This is a genomic window from Mesorhizobium sp. 2RAF21, from assembly GCF_052115345.1.
GTDB classification, from domain to species: Bacteria; Pseudomonadota; Alphaproteobacteria; order Rhizobiales; family Rhizobiaceae; genus Mesorhizobium; species Mesorhizobium terrae.
In genome coordinates this window covers 195152-214381 of the sequence record NZ_JBFRGM010000006.1, presented here as the reverse complement: position 1 = coordinate 214381, position 19230 = coordinate 195152, and the positions used below count along the sequence as shown (strand labels likewise).

The window sequence follows — 19230 nt, the reverse complement described above, 5'->3', positions numbered from 1 at the left end:
ATGAATCTCCTGGCGATTTCCGGCAGCGCGCGGCTTCAATCCACCAACACGGCGCTGCTGCGCGCGCTGGCAGCGGTGGCGCCGGACGGCATCGCCGTCACCGTCTTTGACCGCATCGGCGACCTGCCGGTGTTCTCGCCGGACCTCGAGGGCGAACGCACGCCGCCCTCCGTGCGGGCCTTCATGGACCTGATCGCGACCAGCGACGGGTTGATCGTCTCCAGTCCGGAATATGTGCGCACCCTGCCCGGCGGGCTGAAGAATGCCATCGACTGGCTGGTCTCGGGCGATGCCATCGTCGGCAAGCCGATCGCGCTCGCCCACGCTTCCCATCGCGGCGACGACATGCTGGCGACGCTGCGCACCGTGCTGTCGACGGTGTCCGGCAATTTCAACGCCGAACTGTTCCTGCGTTTCCCACTGATGAAGTCATCGCCGGATGCAATCGCGGCCTTCGTTGCCGACCCGCCGAACCGGTACGTCGCTGAAACCTATCTGCGCGACGTCGCGACCTTCTGCCGGCAGTGTCGCGACCCGGAGTCGGGTGCCTGGCCGATCGATCCGTGAGGGGTTGGCGGGCGATTTTCGCCTCGGGGCGGCAGCAACTCCGTCCGGCCGACGCCGCGCGTGCCGGTCTTCGAGATTTTTGAAAGAAAAAGCGACCGTTTGCGAAGAGAACGGCCGATTTTGGCGCCAAAACAGCGCCTGTGTATCAATTCGCGCCGTGCCAGCATGGCTTTCCGGATAAGCCCTTGATGGTGCTTGCCAAAATTTTTTGACTCTCGGGCGGACGGGCCGTCTCTGTCCACATCGGACGGCCGCCGCCGGCTGCCCCTTTACTCGAAGATAATTGCCGGAGCGGCCTCGGCGGCGCCCTTGCCGGTCTCGATCTGCTGCCAGACCTTGGCGGCTATCTCCTTGTAAATCCTTGCCTCTTCGCTGTCCGGCCGGGTGGCGACCACCGGCGTGCCGGCATCCGAGCTTTCGCGGATGCCCATTTCCAGCGGCACCGCGCCGAGGAAAGGCACGCCCAGCCGCTCGGCTTCCTTCTGCGCGCCGCCATGGCCGAAAATATCGTAGCGCTTGCCGGTGTCGGGGGCGATGAAATAGCTCATGTTTTCGACGATGCCGAGCAGCGGCACGTCGACTTTCCTGAACATGTTCAAGCCTTTACGCGCATCGATCAGGGCGAGGTCCTGTGGTGTCGACACGATCACCGCGCCCGCCAGCGGCACCTGCTGGGCCATGGTCAATTGGGCATCGCCGGTGCCCGGAGGCATGTCGACCACCAATACATCTAGCGGCCCCCATTCGACTTCACGCAACATCTGGGTGAGTGCCGACATCACCATCGGACCACGCCAGATCATCGGCGTTTCCTCGTCGACGAGGAAGCCCATCGACATCACCTTGAGGCCGTAATTCTCCTTCGGTTTCAATATCTTGCCGTCCACCGTCTCGGGCTTTCCATGGATGCCGAGCAGCTTCGGCATCGACGGTCCGTAGATGTCGGCATCGAGCACGCCGACCTTCAAACCGTTGGCGGCGAGGCCGAGCGCGAGGTTGGCGGCGGTGGTCGACTTGCCGACGCCGCCCTTGCCGGAGGCGACCGCGATGATCGCCTCGATGCCCGGAACGCCGCGCTTGCCCGAGCTTTGCGACGGCGGCGCCTGGCGCGGCGCCGGCGCCGGACGCGGCGCGGAAGGCTGCGGAATGGCGGCGGGCGTGGCCGGACGCTGCGGCACCGGCGCTTCCATGCCGCCGCCCTTCTTCTCGGCGGTCAGCGCCACGACAGCGCCGGCGACACCGGGAATGGCCTTGACGACGCGCTCGGCTGCGGCGCGCAGCGGTTCCATCTCCTGCGCGCGAGCAGCTGGCACCGTGATGGAGAAAAACACTTTGGAATCAGCGATGAATATCTCCGACACCATGCCCAGATCGACGATGTTGCCGGAAAAATCCGGGCCACTGACCGTCTTCAGGCGATCGATCACGGTTTCCTTGGTGACGGTCATGGGTGCTTTCCTAGACTGGGCCTCTGCCGACCAGATAATGCAGTTTGTGACCAAGACCAAGCGGGCCACCGGATGGGCTGACAGGTGCCAGCCGCTATGGCAGGGTCAAAACCATGATCGACAAGCTGGAATTCTTCATAGCCCTGGCCCGCGAAGAGCATTTCGGGCGCGCCGCCGAAATGTGCGGGGTGACGCAGCCGACGCTGTCGGCCGGCATCAAGCAGCTGGAAGACCAGCTCGGCGTCATGCTGGTCAAGCGCGGCTCGCGTTTTCAAGGGCTTACGCCGGAAGGCGTGCAGGTGTTGACCTGGGCACGGCGCATCGTCGGCGACACGCGGTCGATGCGGGAAGAAATGCGGGCGGCCAAGCACGGGCTTTCCGGCCGCATCCGCATCGCGGCGATCCCGACCGCATTGGCCATGGTTGCCAGGCTGACGACGCCATTTCGCGAAAAGCACCCCGGCGTCACCTTTTCCGTGCTGTCGCGAACCTCGATCGAGGTTTTGTCGCTGCTCGGCAATCTCGATATCGATGCCGGCATCACCTATCTCGACAACGAACCGCTGGGACGAGTGACCAGCGTGCCGCTCTACGACGAGCGCTATCAACTGATCACCGCCGCCGGAAACGAATATTCCGATCGGGAACACGTGACATGGGAGGAGGTGTCGAGCCTGCCGCTCTGTCTGCTCACACCCGACATGCAGAACCGCCGCATCATCGACCAGCACCTGGCGGATGCCGGCGTGCAGGTGCGCCCGACGCTGGAATCGAACTCCATGATCGTGCTTTTCTCGCATATCCGCACCGGCAAATGGTCGTCGATCATGCCGCTCAACCTCGCGGAAACATTCGGTTTTTCCGAACCGATCCGGGCCATCCCGATCGTCGAGCCGGACGCCCGGCACGCCGTCGGGCTGGTGACGGCGCCGCGCGACCCGCATACCCCGCTGGTGCAGGCGCTGCTGGACGAGGCAGTGGCGCTGGCAGGCAATCTGCGCCTCGAGGCCGAAGCTAAGCTTCGTCAAAGCTCCAATCGATAGAAAATTTTTATCATACGACGAAACAGCTTTATTGATTCCAAGGGCTTGGATCGCATTTAATAGACCAATAGCGCCCAATGGCGCAGTGTCAGGGAGGGCGCTGCATGTCCGTGCAGCCTGCAAGTACCGAGATCGTTTCGCGGACCGCGGCCGTCGTGCGCGAGCTGCAAGGCCTTGAGGGCCCGCTGCTGCCGATCCTGCACAGCGTCCAGGAAGAATTCGGCTATGTGCCGCAGGAAGCGCTGCCGGTGATCGCCGAAGCGCTGAACATTTCCCGTGCCGAGGTGCATGGCGTGGCCAGCTTCTATCATGACTACCGCAAGCATCCGGCCGGTCGCCACGTGCTGAAGCTGTGCCAGGCGGAAGCCTGCCAGTCGATGGGTTCGGACGCGGTGGCCGCGAAGCTCAAACAGGCGCTTGGCATCGGCTTTCACGAGACGGCGAAGGACAATTCTGTTACACTGGAACCAGTCTATTGCCTCGGGCTGTGCGCCTGCGCGCCGTCGGCGATGCTGGATGGCCAAGTCATCGGCAGGCTGGACGACGAGGCGATCGACGACATCGTCGCGGAGGTGCGTCGATGAGCGCGACTATCTACATCCCCGGCGACTCGGGCGCGCTGGCGCTTGGCGCCGAAAAAGTTGCCAAGGCAATCGCTAAGGAACTGGCCGAGCGCGGTCTCGACGCCAGGATCGTGCGCAACGGCTCGCGCGGCGCCTATTTCCTCGAACCGATGGTCGAGGTCGAAACCGCTGGCGGTCGCCAGGCCTATGGGCCGGTGAAGGCAGCCGACGTGAAGGGCCTGTTCGATGCCGGCTTGCTGACCGGCGGCCAGCACAGGCTGGCGCTGGGCAACCCGGAAGAGATCCCGTTCTTCGCCAAGCAGACACGACTGACTTTTGCGCGCTGCGGCATCACCGACCCGCTGTCGCTGGAAGACTATGAAAAGCTTGGCGGTCTCGTCGGCCTGCGCAAGGCCGTGGCGATGACGCCCGCCGACATCGTCAAGCAGGTGACGGAGTCCGGCCTGCGCGGCCGTGGCGGCGCCGGCTTCCCCACCGGCATCAAATGGAAGACGGTGCTGGATACGACGGCCGAGCGCAAATACATCGTCTGCAATGCCGACGAAGGCGACAGCGCCACTTTCGCCGACCGCATGATCATGGAAGGCGACCCCTTCGTGCTGATCGAAGGCATGGCGATTGCCGGCATCGCAACCGGCGCGACCAAGGGTTTCGTCTATATCCGCTCGGAATACCCGCATGCGGTGGCGGCCATGAACAGGGCCGTCTCGATCGCCCGCAAGGCCGGCGTGCTTGGAGCCACGGTGCTCGGTTCGCCGAACGCCTTCGATATGGAAATTCGCGTTGGCGCCGGCGCTTATGTCTGCGGCGAGGAAACCTCGCTGCTGAACTCGCTCGAAGGCAAACGCGGCGTGGTGCGCGCCAAGCCGCCGCTGCCGGCCATCCAGGGCCTGTTCGGCAAGCCCACCGTCATCAACAACGTGATCAGCCTGGCCTCGGTGCCGGTAATCATGGACAAGGGTGCCGAGCACTACAAGAATTTCGGCATGGGCCGTTCGCGTGGCACCATCCCTATCCAGATCGCCGGCAACGTCAAGCATGGCGGCCTGTTCGAGGCGGCGTTCGGCCTGTCGCTCGGCGAGATCGTCGACGGTATCGGCGGCGGCACCCGGTCCGGACGGCCGGTGAAGGCGGTGCAGGTGGGCGGACCGCTCGGCGCTTATTTCCCGCGGGAGCTGTTTGACACGCCGTTCGACTATGAGGAATTCGCCAAGCGCGACGGCCTGATCGGCCATGCCGGCATCACCGTGTTCGACGACAGCGCCGACATGCTGAAAATGGCGCGTTTCGCGATGGAATTCTGCGCCATCGAAAGCTGTGGCAAGTGCACGCCCTGCCGCATCGGCTCGACGCGCGGTGTCGAGACCATCGACAAGATTTCGGCCGGCATCGAGCCGGAGAAGAACCTCGAACTGGTCGCCGACCTCTGCAACACGATGAAGTTCGGATCGCTATGCGCGCTGGGCGGCTTCACGCCTTACCCGGTGATGAGCGCGATCAAGCATTTTGGCGAAGATTTCAAGCCGGCGCCGGCGCGCGTGGCAGCGGAATAGGAACTGGCAGATGAACATCAAAGCCGACTTCCCGACGCTCATCGAAGAAACCGACTACGGAACCCCGGAATCGAGGGCGGAAAAGCAGGTTACGCTGACCGTCGACGGCCGCAGCATCACCGTACCGGAAGGCACCTCGATCATGCGGGCCGCAATGGAAGGCGGCGTCGAGATCCCGAAGCTCTGCGCCACCGACATGCTGGACTCCTTCGGTTCCTGCCGCGTCTGTCTCGTCGAGATCGAGGGCCGCGGCGGCACACCAGCTTCCTGCACGACGCCGGTTGGCGATGGCATGATCGTACGCACCCAGTCCGACCGGCTGGATGCCATTCGCCGCGGCGTGATGGAACTCTACGTGTCCGACCACCCGACCGGCTGGAACGAGGAGGCCGGAACTGGCGCCAGCGAGTTCGACGCGGTGGCGAAATCGGTCGGCCTTAGCGAAAACCGCTATGGCGTCGAGGGACGGAACCACGTCAAGGAAAACGGCGTGGCGCCCGGCCATGGTTCGCTGGCGGTCGACTACATCGCCCGCGATGAAACCAATCCCTATTTCACCTACGATCCCGCGCAATGCATCGTCTGCTCGCGCTGCGTGCGGGCCTGCGAGGAAGTGCAAGGCACGTTCGCGCTGACCATCGAAGGCCGCGGCTTTGAATCGCGCATGGTCGCCGGCATGCACGAGGATTTCATCGCCTCCGAATGCGTTTCCTGCGGCGCCTGCGTGCAGGCCTGCCCGACGGACGCGTTGCGCGAGAAAACGGTGCTGGAAAAAGGCATGCCGGAGCGCTCGGCGGTCACCACCTGCGCCTATTGCGGCGTCGGCTGTTCGTTCAAGGCCGAGGTGAAGGGTGACGAAGTCATCCGCATGATGCCTTACAAGGACGGCAAGGCGAACCATGGCCATTCCTGCGTGAAGGGCCGCTTCGCCTATGGCTATGCCACGCACAAGGACCGCATTCTCTCGCCAATGATCCGCGAGAAGATCAGCGATCCCTGGCGGGAGGTGAGTTGGGAAGAGGCGATCGCCCACACCGCCAAGGAATTCCGCCGCATCCAATACCAGTATGGACGCGGCGCCGTTGGCGGCATTACCTCTTCACGCTGCACGAATGAGGAAACCTATCTCGTCCAGAAGCTGGTGCGACAGGGCTTCCGCAACAACAATGTCGACACCTGCGCCCGCGTCTGCCACTCGCCGACCGGTTACGGGCTCGGCCAGACTTTTGGCACGTCGGCCGGTACGCAGGACTTCGATTCGGTCGAGGAGACCGACGTCGCCGTCGTCATCGGCGCCAATCCCGCTTCCGCCCATCCGGTCTTCGCCTCGCGGTTGAAGAAGCGGCTACGCGAGGGCGCGAAGCTGATCGTGCTGGATCCACGCCGCACGGAGATGGTCAAGTCGGCGCATATTGAAGCCGCCTATCATCTGCCATTGAAGCCCGGCACCAATGTCGCGGTGCTGACAGCTCTGGCGCATGTCATCGTCACCGAAGGTCTGTTCGACGAAGCGTTCATCCGCGAGCGCTGCGACTGGGCGGAATTCCAGGATTGGGCTTCCTTCGTCGCCTTGCCGGAAAACAGCCCCGAAACGGTCGGCAAGCTGTCCGGCGTCGATCCGGAACTGATCCGTGGCGCGGCCAGGCTCTATGCCACCGGCGGCAATGGCGCGATCTATTATGGCCTCGGCGTCACCGAACACAGCCAGGGCTCGACGACCGTGATGGCGATCGCCAACCTCGCCATGGCCACCGGCAATATCGGCCGGCGGGGCGTCGGCGTGAACCCGCTGCGCGGCCAGAACAACGTGCAGGGCTCGTGCGACATGGGCTCGTTCCCGCACGAACTGCCGGGCTATCGCCATATCTCCGGCGAAGCCGTGCGCGACATCTATGAGAGCCTGTGGGGCGTGAAGCTGGACGAGGAACCCGGCCTGCGCATTCCCAACATGCTGGACGCCGCCGTCGACGGGTCGTTCAAGGGCATCTACATCCAGGGCGAGGACATTTTGCAGTCCGACCCCGACACCAGGCATGTCGCCGCCGGCCTCGCCGCCATGGAATGCGTGGTCGTGCACGACCTCTTCCTCAACGAGACCGCCAACTACGCGCATGTCTTCCTGCCGGGCTCGACCTTCCTGGAAAAGGACGGCACTTTCACCAATGCCGAGCGCCGCATCAACATGGTGCGCAGGGTGCTGGAGCCGAAGGCGCGCTACGCCGACTGGGAGGCCACGCAGGAGCTTGCCCGCGCGATCGGGCTCGACTGGAACTATACGCATCCGTCGCAGATCATGGACGAGATCGCCCAGACGACGCCGAGCTTTGCCGGTGTCACCTTCGAACTGCTCGACCGGGTCGGCTCGGTGCAGTGGCCCTGCAACGAAAAGGCACCGCTCGGCACCCCGATCATGCATGTCGACAGCTTCGTGCGCGGCAAGGGCAAATTCATCCGCACCGAATATGTAGCCACTGACGAAAGGACCGGGCCGCGTTTCCCGCTGCTGCTCACCACCGGCCGCATCCTGTCGCAATACAATGTTGGCGCGCAGACGCGGCGCACCGACAACGTCATGTGGCATTCGGAGGACCGGCTGGAAATCCACCCGCACGATGCCGAAAACCGCGGCATTCGTGATGGCGACTGGGTACGGCTGCAAAGCCGCGCCGGCGAAACGACGCTGCGCGCGCAGATCACCGACCGGGTCTCGCCGGGTGTCGTCTACACGACCTTCCACCACCCCGACACGCAGGCCAATGTGATCACCACCGACTACTCGGACTGGGCGACCAACTGCCCCGAATACAAGGTCACCGCCGTGCAGGTGGCGCCTTCCAACGGTCCGACCGAGTGGCAGAAGGATTACAACGAGCAGGCGCGCCAGAGCCGGCGCATCAAGGGGCATCTCGAGGCCGCGGAATAGAAGGCGAAATGACGTCGTTGGCGGAGATTTCGAAAAAAGAGGCCTACTCGCAACTCCTCGCTATTTGCGAACGGCAAGGAGCAGAGCTGAATCGGTTTCTGAGCGAGGTCGAAGGCAGAATTGCGGACGACGACTTTGCTAAGTTGCGTGAGATGGTCGCCAATCTGATGGGAAATGGTCACTACGATACGTTCGTAGCCATTTCGCAGGAGCTTCCAGAGTTGAAGCCAACTTGGATTGTATCGACTCGATGACCATCCGCCCGGCCACCAGTTCGACCATCCGCATCGCCCGCCGCGCCGGCGGCACCGCTGCTGCCGCCCGCATGGTGCCCGAGGAAACGCCGATCGCACTTTCCTATGCCGGCACGACACACGCGGTGATGATGGCCTCGCCGGCGGATTTCGAGGATTTCGCGCTGGGCTTTTCGCTGACCGAAGGCATCATCGCCTCGCCTGAAGAAATCGAGTCCATTGAAGTGCAGGACGTCGAGGCCGGCATCGACATCCAGATCCGGCTGAAAGACAGAGCCAATACGCGGTTCGAAGCGCGGCGGCGCCGGCTGGCAGGTCCGGTCGGCTGCGGTCTGTGCGGCATTGAATCGATCGAGGAGGCGATGCGCTCCGTTGACGCGGTCGACGCCTCCAGGCTGACGCTGACGGCCGACGAGATCACCGGCGCGGTCAAGGCATTGTCGAAGCAGCAACCCCTGCACGCCGAGACCGGCGCCGTGCACGCGGCCGGATTTTACATGCCGGGCAAGGGCGTCGTGGCGGCACGCGAGGATGTCGGCCGCCACAACGCGCTGGACAAGCTGGCCGGCGCGCTGGCGAAAGCCGGGATCGAAGGCAATGTCGGCGCAGTCGTGGTCACCTCACGCGTTTCGGTGGAGATGGTGCAGAAGACGGCGGCCATCGGCGCGCCCTTCATCATCGCCGTTTCGGCGCCGACCGCGCTCGCCATCCGCACCGCCGAGGCAGCCGGCATGACGCTGGTTGCATTGGTGCGTGGCGACGAGTTCGACATCTTCACCCGCCCGGAGCGGGTCAGCAGTGGAGTTTCCAAACATGTCGCATGATGAGAGCCATGTCGCCAACACCAAGGAGAAGCTGGTGCGCATGGCCAACCAGATCGCGACCTTCTTTCATTCCAAGCCCCGCGAGGAGGGTGTGGCCGGCGTCGCTGAACACATCAACAAGTTCTGGGAACCGCGCATGCGCCGGCAGATGTTCGAGATGATCGACGCTGGCGGCAAGGGTTTCGACGAACTGGTTCTTGCCGCGTCACCACTGATTCGCCGCCCGGCGCCAGAAGAGAAGCCCGCGGCCTGATTTTGACGGCGAATTGCTGTTCACCAGCCCGCCATTACTCCGTCTGACACAGTAAAAACGCCGGAGTCCTTTGCGAGTCGCCGAGTATCGACACCCACGCCGCGATCAGAAAACAATCCACCTGTCAAAATTTTAGGCACCCGGCCATGGGGCCTGCGCAGTAGCGGCACATGCATAAACCGCACGGCTTCCTACGCTTTATTTTCCAATGCCTAAATTAGCATAACAACTATTAGACATATATTCCACAAACAGACAATCGAAACAATAACTCCTTTCAATAAAAAGTATAAAATAGGCGTACATTGTACATCTAGGCGAAGGTGGACATTTACGCCTTGACTTGAGATTGCTTGTGTTTAAGCGTTTCAAATATCCAGTAAGGAGAGGGCTCTCCGCATGAAAGGTTTTTTACCTGGATTTGCGCTTCTTGGGCTTGCGGCATCTTCCTTTACTTCCTTTGCCGCTACGCAAGGTGTGATCTTCAATGGATCAGTGACTTCTGTTTGCGTGCTGACTGTCGGCGCCAACGGCACGATGACCGTCAGCCCAAATCTTCAGTCCCTCAGTTCGCACAACAGCGGCGGCACGGCAGGCACGGCAAATCTCGCGACCACGGGCGGCGTCACGGTCAGCGTCGACGCAGCCCCGACGGGCGTAACCACGCCGGCCGCCGACAGCGGCACCATCGCCTGGACACCGACCTACGCGGTTTCCGGCGCGCATAACTTCCCCGAGGGCACCGCTTCCCACGCGTTGACGGCACCGGGGACATCATTGGTGACCGTCAATCTGGCCGGAGCCAAGACCGGCACGGACACATTCGTGGCAGGCAACTACCAGGCGACGGTTACGGTTCGCTGCGAACCCTAATCCAGTTCGAAAGGGACAATTGATGATCAGCAAGTGCCTGTACGGGCCCTTGGCCCTGTTGTGCGCGCTTCCGGGAGCGGTTTCAGCCCAGTCGATGTCGCCGATGCGCGGCGAAATCATGAGCTTCTCCAATGTCTTCGCGGTGCGCGTCTACCCGGCCAACCCCTACAAGCAACGCATCAAAATCTCGGTGCGCGTCTATGACCAGGATTTTTATCCGGTCAAGGACGCCCGCGTCAGCCCTTCCGAGTTCATGCTTGGAGGCGATGCCTCGCGTCCGGTTCTCGTCGTCGTTCCCTTCAACGGCACGAGCGAACGCAAGGTTCGGATCTGCACTGAAAGCATCCCGTTTCCAAATGATCAAACCCAGATAAGGGCACAGATATGCGGAAAATTTCTTGGACAAAGGCGCTCCTGACCACGCTTCTGGTGACGGGGACCAGCGGATGGCAGGCCCATGCGGAAGACGTTTACAAGCTCGTCCAGAACCAGAACGGCTTCGACCTGCCCGGGGTTACGCTCCCGCAAGGGCAGGATGAGGTACGCGCTGCGGACGGCACGACCTGCAGTTCGTCGATTTCCGGCTCCGGCGCCTATCTCGACATGGGCGTCATCAGGAACAGCGCGGCGGTCACAACGCAGGACATGGCCGCATACGGCAGGGTGGTGATACCGCTGGGCAGCAGGCCGAAACGGCTGGATTGCTCCAGGCTCTACAATCTTGAGGTCGAGCGCCTGCAGATAGAGCTCGATCTGATGAAAATGGGCGTCGGCCCCGACGCCGGCATGTCCACCGGCTCGACGAAGCAGGCAGCCCCCGCCACCGCCGCCGTGAAACATCAGGTCAAGGCACAGCGCAAGAACTGGGTATCGGAGGGCTGGAGCGCCCGTGGTGACGGCGGCAAATAGCCGGACGGAGTGCCAATGATGGCTTGCGACTTCCTCCGCATCGCCTTGCTGCGCCTGATGGCGCTGCTCGTCATATCGGCACTGGTCAGCAACTCCGCGTCAGCCGCCGTGGACGGCACGTGCACCATCATGGTGACGAAGACCGGAACCATGACGACCAATGCCAACGCGTCCGTGTTGAGTTCCAAGACGGCCAGCAACGGCTATGCCGCGGCGTCGATCACCATCCAGCCAGGTCTGCTCGGCGTGTTGTGCAGCCTCGTCCAGCTGCTCAACTGCTTCGCCCTGTCCGTGGTGCCGCCGGCCAGCTTTTCCAGCGCGCCCTCCGGTGGCGGCACCAATGTCAGCTTCAGTACGGTGTTCCGCATCGACGGCAGCAGCACCGACCAGCCGCAAAACACTCCGGTCAAGATTCTGAACGGCCCACACAGCGTTCAAATCGAGTGATCGCCACCAAGAGCTCGGGCATCTACGCCGCCGGCAGCTATCAAGGAACGGTCACACTCCGCTGCGAGTAGGGTGGTTCCGTCAGCACTTACCTGCGTACGGGCAACTGTTCCAAATGCCGGATGGCGACATCAGGCGGAAGGAAACCAACGACCCATCCCCTACCAACAAAAGCTACGATGCACCGATGGCGGAATGGGTGTATTTTCGGTCTCTAAAATGTGTCTACCCCAGCAGGCAGGGTCTGCTGGGACCAAAAATGTTGTCTGGCCGGGCGAGGCAGTCGCGTGAGGCCGATCGAGACCAGATACGCGCGCAGCGGGGATGTGCGGATCGCCTATCAGGTGGTCGGTCAGGGTTCGTTCGATCTCGTCTTCGTGCCGGGCTACATCTCCAATCTCGACCTGCATTGGGAAGACGAGGGCTACAGCCGCCTGTTGAAACGGCTCTCCGCCTTCTCGCGACTGATCTTGTTCGACAAACGCGGCACCGGGCTTTCCGACCGCGTTGACAGCCGTCACCTGCCCAGCCTCGAAACCCGCATGGACGATGTACGCGCGGTGATGGACGCCGCCGGCAGCGGCAGAGCGGCGCTGCTCGGCGCCTCGGAAGGCGCGCCGATGGCGATGCTGTTCGCCGCCACCTATCCGGAGCGAACGCGGGCGCTGGTTCTCTATGGCGGCTACGCGCATTTCCACAAATGGGTGATGCCGCCAGAGCATCTGGAAGCCTTCATCGAAACGGCCGAGACCTCGTGGGGTACTGGCGCAACCTTGCCGAATTTCGCGCCAGGGCGCGTGGACGATGCGCATTTTATCCAATGGTGGGCACGGTTCGAGCGGCTGTCGGCCAGCCCGACTGCCGCAGCTACACTCGCCCGCATGAATGCAGGGATCGACGTGCGTGGCATCCTCCCGATGATCCGCGCATCGACGCTGCTGATCCATCGCCGCAACGACGTGCGCGTCGACCTGGAGGCCAGCCGCTTCCTCGCCAGGAAGATTCCGGGCGCCAGGCTCGTCGAGATACCCGGGCGCGATCATCCGGTGTGGACCGGGGACGTCGACCGGGTGGCCGACCTCGTCGAGGAATTCCTAACCGGCCAACCGGCGGTAGCCGACACCGAGCGCGTGCTCTCCGCGCTGCTGGCGACGCGGATCTACGACACGGCCGGGCTTGGCGACCGCATGTGGAGTGAGCGGAGCCAGCGCTTCCACGTGACGTGGCGGTTGCTGGTCGGTCGCTATGGCGGGCGCGTCGCAGGCACGCATGGCGAGATGATGATGGCGCGCTTCGACGGACCGGCACGCGCCATACGCTGCGCGGCGGCGTTGCGCGAAGCGGCGCAGCAGATCGGGGTGGCGAGCGCGCAGGGCGCGCATGTCGGAGAGATCGAATTGCGCGGCCAGCCGACCGGCCTGACAGCAAGGGTAACGATGCAACTCGCCAGCCATGCCGGGCGCGGCGACATAATCGCTTCGCGGCTGGTCGCCGAACTTGCGGTGGGCTCCGGCCTCCACTTCGTCGACGCGGGCCGCGTCAGCCTCGACGAATTGGGCGAGCCGTTGCCGGTGGTCCAGGCAACCTCCGAACAGCATCTGGAACCGGCCTGCCGTCCCAAAACCCACCCCTTGGAGCCGGCAACCCTGACGGCGCGGGAAAGCGAGGTGGTGAGCCTTATCGCCGACGGCAAGAGCAACGCGGCGATCGCCGCCGAACTGAAGCTCAGCGAGCATACCGTGAAGCGGCATGTCGCCAACATATTGCTCAAGCTCGACCTGCCATCGCGGGCGGCTGCGGCGGCTTTTTCGGCCAGGCACACTGGCCCGGACGGGCCATGACAGCCATGGCGCTTTCGAGCGAAGCGGCCAGGCTCCTTGAGGACTACGGTTTGCTCCATGCAGGCCAGGCGATGTCGCCGTTGCGGCGCTGCGAATGGAGGATGAAATGCTGAAATCGATTAGCAAGACCGGATTGCTTGCATTGGCGGCAGGCGCATTGCTGGTCGTCACGCCGGCGCGGGCCGAAGATGCTTCGGCAACCGCCGCCTACAAGGACATCCAGGCCACGTTCGGCTCGGTGCCCGACATGTTCAAGACATTGCCGGACGTTGCCGTTGCCGGCGCCTGGGCCGAAATCAAAGGGGTTCAGCTCAATCCCAAGACCGCGCTCGACGGCAAGACCAAGGAACTGATGGGGCTGGCCGTGGCTTCGCAGATCCCCTGCCAGTACTGCATCTACTTCCACACGTTGGCGGCCAAGGCCAATGGCGCGAGCGACGAGGAGATCAAGGAGGCCGTGGCCATGGCAGCGATCGTGCGCCACTGGTCGACGATGCTCAACGGCAGCCAGGTCGACCTGGCCACCTTCAAGAAGCAGACGGATGACCTGTTCGCCGCCGTCAAGGCGAAGTCGCAGTGACGAAAAGCTGCCCGGCGAGGCGCGCCGGGCAGCATCCGATCAACACGAACGCCCGGATCAAACGGGCCATGGAGATCAAAATGCTGACCAAGACAAAAGCAGTGGATGGCGCAGCGATCAAGAAGGCGATCGAGGGCCGCGACGGCAAGCTGCTGTCGAGCTTCTACGCCGACGATGCGCTGGTGCGGGTGATCGACCGCAACAATCCGCCGAGCAAGCCGCGCGAAGTCCGCGGCCGCGCGGCAATCAGCACTTTCTGGGACGACATCTGCAGCCGTGCGATGACGCACAAGGTCGACACCACCATCGCCGAGGGCGACAGCCTCGCCTTCACGCAAGCCTGCGCCTACCCGGACGGCACCAAGGTTTTTTGCGCGGCGATGCTTGAGCTGAAGAACGGTCTCATCGCCCGGCAGACAGTCGTGCAAGCCTGGGACGAATAGATCGACAACGAGCCTGCCCATCCCGATCGAAACGGGATGGGCTCTGTTTCAGCGGCCGGGGATGATCTTCGAGCCGCAAATCACGGGAGGAGCCCCAGCATGTTCAGCGCCAGATGGCAGATCGACGCCAAGTTCGGACAAAAGCAGACCGTGCTCGAGCTGATGCGGAAATGGGAGCGCGAGATCGGCTCACAGGTCAACATCGCCGATCTCAAATTCCAGATCATGACCGGATCGATCGGCGCACGAGAAGCGACGATCGAGACCCATCACCAGGTCGAGAGTCTCGCCCGGCTGGAGGAGTTTTTCGCCAAGATCGGCAAAATCGACGCGCATACCAAATGGGGCAAGGAGATGGAGCCCTATGTCGTGTCAGGCTCCAGTCTCTGGCAAATCTTCCGCGTGGTGGAGTAGCGCTCCCTCGTCCTTCTCCCCGTAGACGGGGAGAAGAACCTTATCCATGCGCCACCATGACGTGGCGCACGGCCGTATAGTCTTCCAGCGCGTAGAGTGACATGTCCTTGCCGTAGCCGGACTGCTTCAGGCCGCCATGCGGCATCTCGTTGGTCAGCATGAAGTGGGTGTTGATCCAGGTGCAGCCATATTGCAGGCGGGCGGCGGTGGCCATGGCACGCGAGACGTCCTTGGTCCAGACCGACGAGGCAAGGCCGTAGTCGCTGTCATTGGCCCAGCCGACCGCTTCGTCGACATCGGAGAAGCGGGTGACGGAAACGACCGGGCCGAACACCTCGCGGCGCACGATCTCATCGTCCTGCAAGGCACCGGCAATGACGGTCGGCTGGAAGTAGAAGCCCGAACTGTCTCCGGGTTTGCCACCCGTGGTGATCTCGATATGTTTCAGTTCGGAAGCGCGTTCGACGAAGGATGCGACGCGGTCGCGCTGGCGCCTGGAGATCAGCGGGCCGATCTCGTTTTCGGTATCGTCCGGGCGATCGTACCGGATGGTCGAGACCGCCGACGACAATTTGGAAACCAGCTTGTCGTAGATCTTCTTGCCGGCATAGACGCGGCAGGCAGCCGTGCAATCCTGGCCGGCATTGTAGTAGCCGAAGGCGCGCAGGCCGGTGACGACGGCATCGAGGTCGGCATCGTCGAAGACGATGACCGGCGCCTTGCCGCCGAGCTCGAGATGCGTGCGCTTGACCGATTTCGCGGCCGCCTGCAGCACCTTCTTGCCTGTGGCGATGTCGCCGGTGATCGAGATCATGTTGACCTTGGGGTGGTTGATCAGCGGGCTGCCGACGCTTTCGCCGCGACCGAGCACGACGTTGACCACGCCTTCGGGCAGAATGTCAGCCAGAATGCGCGCAAGCTTGAGCGCAGTGAGCGGCGTCTGCTCCGATGGCTTGAACACCACGGTGTTACCGCCAGCAATGGCCGGCGCCAATTTCCAAGCGGCCATCATCAGCGGGTAGTTCCACGGTGCGATGGACGCAACGATGCCGATCGGATCGCGGCGGACCATCGAGGTGTGGCCAGGCAGATATTCGCCGGCGACCTGACCGGGCATGGAACGCACCGCGCCGGCGAAGAAACGATAGCAGTCGACGATCGCCGGGATCTCGTCATTGAGCACGGCGTTGATCGGCTTGCCGCAATTCAGGGCTTCGAGCGCCGCGAATTCCTTGGCCTCGGCCTCGATGCGGTCGGCGATCCTGAGAAGATAGGCGGAGCGCTGTGCGGGCGTGGTGCGCGACCAGGTTGCGAAGGCCTTTTCGGCGGCCGCCACGGCGCGCTCGATCTGCGCTTCGCTTGCCTCCGGCAGGCTGAGGATGGTGGCGCCGGTGCGCGGGTTCAACACGGCTTCCTCCGCCTCCGCGCCTTTTTCGAAGGTGGCGCCGATCAGCATCTCAGTGTCCATGACAGTCTCCCTTTCGAAGGTCGTTATTTGCCCGACCCGGCGACCTGGTCGCCGTCGCGGGTGAGGTAATAGGCAAAGAGGATGGGCAGCAGCGTCACCAGCACGACCACCATGGCCACGACATTGGTGACCGGGCGCTGGCGCGGCCGGATCAGTTCCTCCAGCATCCAGATCGGTAGCGTCTGCTGCTGGCCGGCGGTGAAGGTGGTGACGATGACCTCGTCGAAGGACAGGGCAAAGGCCAGCATGCCGCCGGCAAGCAGCGCCGTTGCGATGTTGGGCAACACGACGTGCCGGAAGGTCTGGAACCCGTCGGCGCCAAGATCGTAGGAGGCCTCGATGAGCGAGCCGGAGGTGCGGCGGAAGCGGGCGACGGCGTTGTTATAGACTACGACCACGCAGAAAGTGGCGTGGCCAAGCACGATCGTCCAGAACGAGAACGGGATGTCGGTGAGCGCGAAGGCCGAGCGCAGTGCGATGCCGGTGATGATGCCGGGCAAGGCAATCGGCAGGATGACGAGCAACGACACCGCCTCGCGGCCGAAGAAGCGGGAGCGTGAGACGGCCGCCGCGCACAGCGTGCCGAGGATCAGCGCGACCAATGTCGAGATCGCCGCGACCCTGACGGACAGCGACAGCGCCGCCCACACATCCGGCCGGTTCCAGGTGACGGCGAACCACTCGGTGGTCAGGCCGGGCGGTGGCCACTGATAGCTCTTTTCCTCCGTCGTGAAGGCATAGACGAAGATGAGCAGGATGGGCACGTGCAGGAAGAGCAGGCCGCAGGCGGCGGCTATCTTCAGGCCAAGGGGTGCCGACTGGCCACGATCAGAGCGCATCGAAGGCCCCCATTCGCTTGGCACCCCATAGATAGACACCCATGATGACGATGGGCACGACGGCAAAGGCGGCGGCCAGCGGAATGTTGCCAGCGGTGCCTTGCTGCGAATAGACGGCCTGGCCGATGAACAGGCGCGAGGTGCCGATGATCTGCGGGATGATGTAGTCGCCGAGCGTCAAGGAGAAAGTGAAGATCGAACCGGCGACGATGCCCGGCAGCGCCAGCGGGAACAGCACGTTGCGGAAGGTCTGGCCGGGCGAGGCGCCGAGATCGGACGAAGCCTCGACCAGATTGCCGGGCACGCGCTCAAGTGCGGCCTGCATCGGCAGGATCATGAACGGCAGCCAAACATAGACAAAGGCGATGAAGGTGCCGGTGGCCGACACCGACAGCGAGTTGCCGCCGACATAGGGCAGCGCCAGCCAACCGTCGAGAACCCACATCAAGTGCAGCTTGGCCAGGAACCAGGTGAGAATGCCTTCCTTGGCGAGGATCAGCTTCCAGGCATAGATCTTGACGAGATAGCTGGACCACAGCGGCAGCATCACCGCGAGATAGAACAGCGCCTTCCAGCGGCCCTGGGCGTAGCGGGCGGCGTAGTAGGCAATCGGGAAAGCAACGGCGATGGAGGCCAGCGTCACCAGCGTCGCCATCGTGACCGTGCGGACGATGATGTCGAAATTGGCCGCCTGGAACAGGTCGGCATAGGTCTTCAACGTGAACTGACGATTGACCAGACCGGAGAACTCATCGATCGAAAAGAAGCTCTGCAACAGCAGCGCGAACAGCGAACCGATATAGACGACGCCGAGCCAAAGCAGCGGCGGCATCAGCATCAGCACCAAAAGGAAGCGCGGCCGGCGCCAGAACAGATCGGACAGCGCCCCCAATATGCCGCCGCGGGCGGGCAGGATGGCCGAGGCCGGCGCATCGCGGGTGGCGGTGACGGCGGCGATACTCATGTCGCTTCGTCCATCAGATGGATGGCGTCGCGGTTGAAGGTGAGCACCACTGCATCGCCCTGCTCCGGGACCGTCGTGCCGGACGGCACGCTGGCATGCAGGCGCAGGCCTTCGGTGTCGAGCGCCAGCCGGGTTGCGGCACCCAGATAGCTGACGCCGGAAACCCGCGCTTGAACCGCTTCGCCGGTGGCCGCGCGGGCGACACGGATCGCCTCCGGGCGCAGGCTGCCCCAGCGCCGCTGGCCGCAATAGCGCTGCACGAAATCGGGCGGCAACATGTTGGAGGAGCCGACGAAATCGGCGACGAAACGGGTCTTCGGCCGCTGATAGATTTCCTGCGGTGAGCCGACCTGCATGATCTTGCCGTCGTTGAAGACGGCGACTCGGTCGGCCATCGACAGCGCCTCGCCCTGGTCATGGGTGACGAAGACGAAGGTGATGCCGAGCGCTTTCTGCAGCGATTTCAGCTCTTCCTGCATGTTCTCGCGCAGCTTGAGGTCGAGCGCGCCGAGCGGTTCGTCAAGCAGCAGCACCTTGGGTTGGTTGACGAGGGCACGAGCGAGCGCAACGCGCTGGCGTTGACCGCCGGAAAGCTGGCCGGGGCGCCTGGCGCCGTAGCCCGGCAATTGCACGAGCGCCAGCGCCTCTTCCGCCGCCTTGTGCCGCTCGGTCTTGCCGATGCCCTTGACCATCAGCCCGTAGGCGACGTTGTCGAGCACGTTGAGGTGCGGGAACAGAGCGTAATCCTGGAAGACGGTGTTCACATTGCGTCGATAGGGCGGAACACCCTCGGCCCGCTCTCCGAAGATGGAGATGGTGCCGGCGGTCGGCTGTTCGAACCCGGCGATCAGGCGCAGGCAGGTGGTCTTGCCCGAGCCGGACGGACCGAGCATGGCGAAGAATTCGCCTGCCACGATGTCGAGATCAAGCGCGTCGACAGCCTTCACCGCGCCGAAATGACGAGCCACTTTCTGAAAGGAAACTGCTGGGGTCATCGTGGTTT

Annotated in this window: 21 protein-coding genes; 16 read left to right on the top strand and 5 right to left on the bottom strand. The window is 63.3% G+C overall.

Annotated elements, in window-relative coordinates; translation table 11 throughout:
- Nucleotides 1–567, top strand: a complete 567-nt coding sequence (locus AB4136_RS12045) for an NADPH-dependent FMN reductase (RefSeq protein ID WP_024924158.1) — start codon at nt 1–3, stop codon at nt 565–567.
- A gap of 269 nt (nt 568–836) precedes the next feature.
- On the opposite strand, the gene AB4136_RS12040 is transcribed toward AB4136_RS12045, so the two are convergent.
- Nucleotides 837–2015: an Mrp/NBP35 family ATP-binding protein gene (locus tag AB4136_RS12040; RefSeq protein WP_024924159.1), complete on the bottom strand. Its 1179-nt coding sequence runs from the start codon at nt 2013–2015 to the stop codon at nt 837–839.
- Nucleotides 2016–2128: 113 nt separating this feature from the next.
- Between AB4136_RS12040 and AB4136_RS12035 the strand changes: the two genes are divergently transcribed.
- From AB4136_RS12035 to AB4136_RS11965, 15 genes are all read left to right on the top strand, one after another.
- The gene (locus tag AB4136_RS12035; RefSeq protein ID WP_024924160.1) at nt 2129–3058 is read left to right on the top strand and encodes a LysR family transcriptional regulator; all 930 of its coding nucleotides are present in this window, start codon (nt 2129–2131) and stop codon (nt 3056–3058) included.
- 104 nt (nt 3059–3162) lie between these two features.
- Nucleotides 3163–3642 carry a formate dehydrogenase subunit gamma gene (locus AB4136_RS12030; RefSeq protein WP_024924161.1) on the top strand — a complete coding sequence of 160 codons (480 nt, stop codon included), beginning with the start codon at nt 3163–3165 and terminating at the stop codon, nt 3640–3642.
- Nucleotides 3639–5195 carry a formate dehydrogenase beta subunit gene (locus tag AB4136_RS12025; RefSeq protein WP_024924162.1) on the top strand — a complete coding sequence of 519 codons (1557 nt, stop codon included), beginning with the start codon at nt 3639–3641 and terminating at the stop codon, nt 5193–5195. The genes AB4136_RS12030 and AB4136_RS12025 overlap by 4 nt, the downstream gene beginning before the upstream one ends.
- 10 nt (nt 5196–5205) lie before the next feature.
- Nucleotides 5206–8118, top strand: a complete 2913-nt coding sequence (gene fdhF / locus AB4136_RS12020) for a formate dehydrogenase subunit alpha (protein WP_024924163.1) — start codon at nt 5206–5208, stop codon at nt 8116–8118.
- An 8-nt stretch (nt 8119–8126) separates the two neighbouring features.
- On the top strand, nt 8127–8372 hold the full coding sequence (locus AB4136_RS12015) for a hypothetical protein (RefSeq protein ID WP_024924164.1): 246 nt from the start codon (nt 8127–8129) through the stop codon (nt 8370–8372).
- Complete coding sequence (fdhD, locus tag AB4136_RS12010; protein ID WP_024924165.1) at nt 8369–9196, top strand: formate dehydrogenase accessory sulfurtransferase FdhD; 828 nt, start codon at nt 8369–8371, stop codon at nt 9194–9196. Before AB4136_RS12015 ends, fdhD begins: the two co-directional genes overlap by 4 nt.
- Nucleotides 9186–9449, top strand: coding sequence for a formate dehydrogenase subunit delta (locus tag AB4136_RS12005; RefSeq protein WP_024924166.1), 264 nt, complete (start codon nt 9186–9188; stop codon nt 9447–9449). Before fdhD ends, AB4136_RS12005 begins: the two co-directional genes overlap by 11 nt.
- A gap of 399 nt (nt 9450–9848) precedes the next feature.
- Nucleotides 9849–10322: a hypothetical protein gene (locus tag AB4136_RS12000; RefSeq protein WP_024924167.1), complete on the top strand. Its 474-nt coding sequence runs from the start codon at nt 9849–9851 to the stop codon at nt 10320–10322.
- A 22-nt stretch (nt 10323–10344) separates the two neighbouring features.
- Nucleotides 10345–10740 (top strand): hypothetical protein, encoded by a 396-nt coding sequence (locus AB4136_RS11995; RefSeq protein WP_024924168.1) that lies wholly within the window; start codon nt 10345–10347, stop codon nt 10738–10740.
- Entirely contained in the window at nt 10707–11231 is a 525-nt protein-coding gene (locus AB4136_RS11990) for a hypothetical protein (RefSeq protein ID WP_137900299.1), read from the top strand. Before AB4136_RS11995 ends, AB4136_RS11990 begins: the two co-directional genes overlap by 34 nt.
- A gap of 15 nt (nt 11232–11246) precedes the next feature.
- The gene (locus tag AB4136_RS11985) at nt 11247–11678 is read left to right on the top strand and encodes a hypothetical protein (protein ID WP_441931239.1); all 432 of its coding nucleotides are present in this window, start codon (nt 11247–11249) and stop codon (nt 11676–11678) included.
- Nucleotides 11679–11965: 287 nt separating this feature from the next.
- Nucleotides 11966–13519 carry an alpha/beta fold hydrolase gene (locus AB4136_RS11980; RefSeq protein ID WP_024924171.1) on the top strand — a complete coding sequence of 518 codons (1554 nt, stop codon included), beginning with the start codon at nt 11966–11968 and terminating at the stop codon, nt 13517–13519.
- Between the two features lie 106 nt (nt 13520–13625).
- Nucleotides 13626–14099 (top strand): carboxymuconolactone decarboxylase family protein, encoded by a 474-nt coding sequence (locus tag AB4136_RS11975; protein WP_024924172.1) that lies wholly within the window; start codon nt 13626–13628, stop codon nt 14097–14099.
- An 80-nt stretch (nt 14100–14179) separates the two neighbouring features.
- Nucleotides 14180–14542: a nuclear transport factor 2 family protein gene (locus AB4136_RS11970; protein ID WP_024924173.1), complete on the top strand. Its 363-nt coding sequence runs from the start codon at nt 14180–14182 to the stop codon at nt 14540–14542.
- A 99-nt stretch (nt 14543–14641) separates the two neighbouring features.
- Complete coding sequence (locus AB4136_RS11965; RefSeq protein WP_024924174.1) at nt 14642–14956, top strand: hypothetical protein; 315 nt, start codon at nt 14642–14644, stop codon at nt 14954–14956.
- 40 nt (nt 14957–14996) lie between these two features.
- On the opposite strand, the gene AB4136_RS11960 is transcribed toward AB4136_RS11965, so the two are convergent.
- From AB4136_RS11960 to AB4136_RS11945, 4 genes are read right to left on the bottom strand one after another with little or no spacing between them, the layout of a single operon-like run.
- Nucleotides 14997–16424 carry a gamma-aminobutyraldehyde dehydrogenase gene (locus AB4136_RS11960; protein WP_024924175.1) on the bottom strand — a complete coding sequence of 476 codons (1428 nt, stop codon included), beginning with the start codon at nt 16422–16424 and terminating at the stop codon, nt 14997–14999.
- Between the two features lie 23 nt (nt 16425–16447).
- A complete protein-coding gene (locus AB4136_RS11955) occupies nt 16448–17263 on the bottom strand; it encodes an ABC transporter permease (RefSeq protein ID WP_024924176.1) in 816 nt (271 codons plus the stop codon).
- Nucleotides 17253–18227, bottom strand: a complete 975-nt coding sequence (locus tag AB4136_RS11950) for an ABC transporter permease (protein ID WP_024924177.1) — start codon at nt 18225–18227, stop codon at nt 17253–17255. The genes AB4136_RS11955 and AB4136_RS11950 overlap by 11 nt, the downstream gene beginning before the upstream one ends.
- On the bottom strand, nt 18224–19222 hold the full coding sequence (locus AB4136_RS11945) for an ABC transporter ATP-binding protein (RefSeq protein WP_024924178.1): 999 nt from the start codon (nt 19220–19222) through the stop codon (nt 18224–18226). The genes AB4136_RS11950 and AB4136_RS11945 overlap by 4 nt, the downstream gene beginning before the upstream one ends.
- Nucleotides 19223–19230 lie beyond the last annotated feature (8 nt).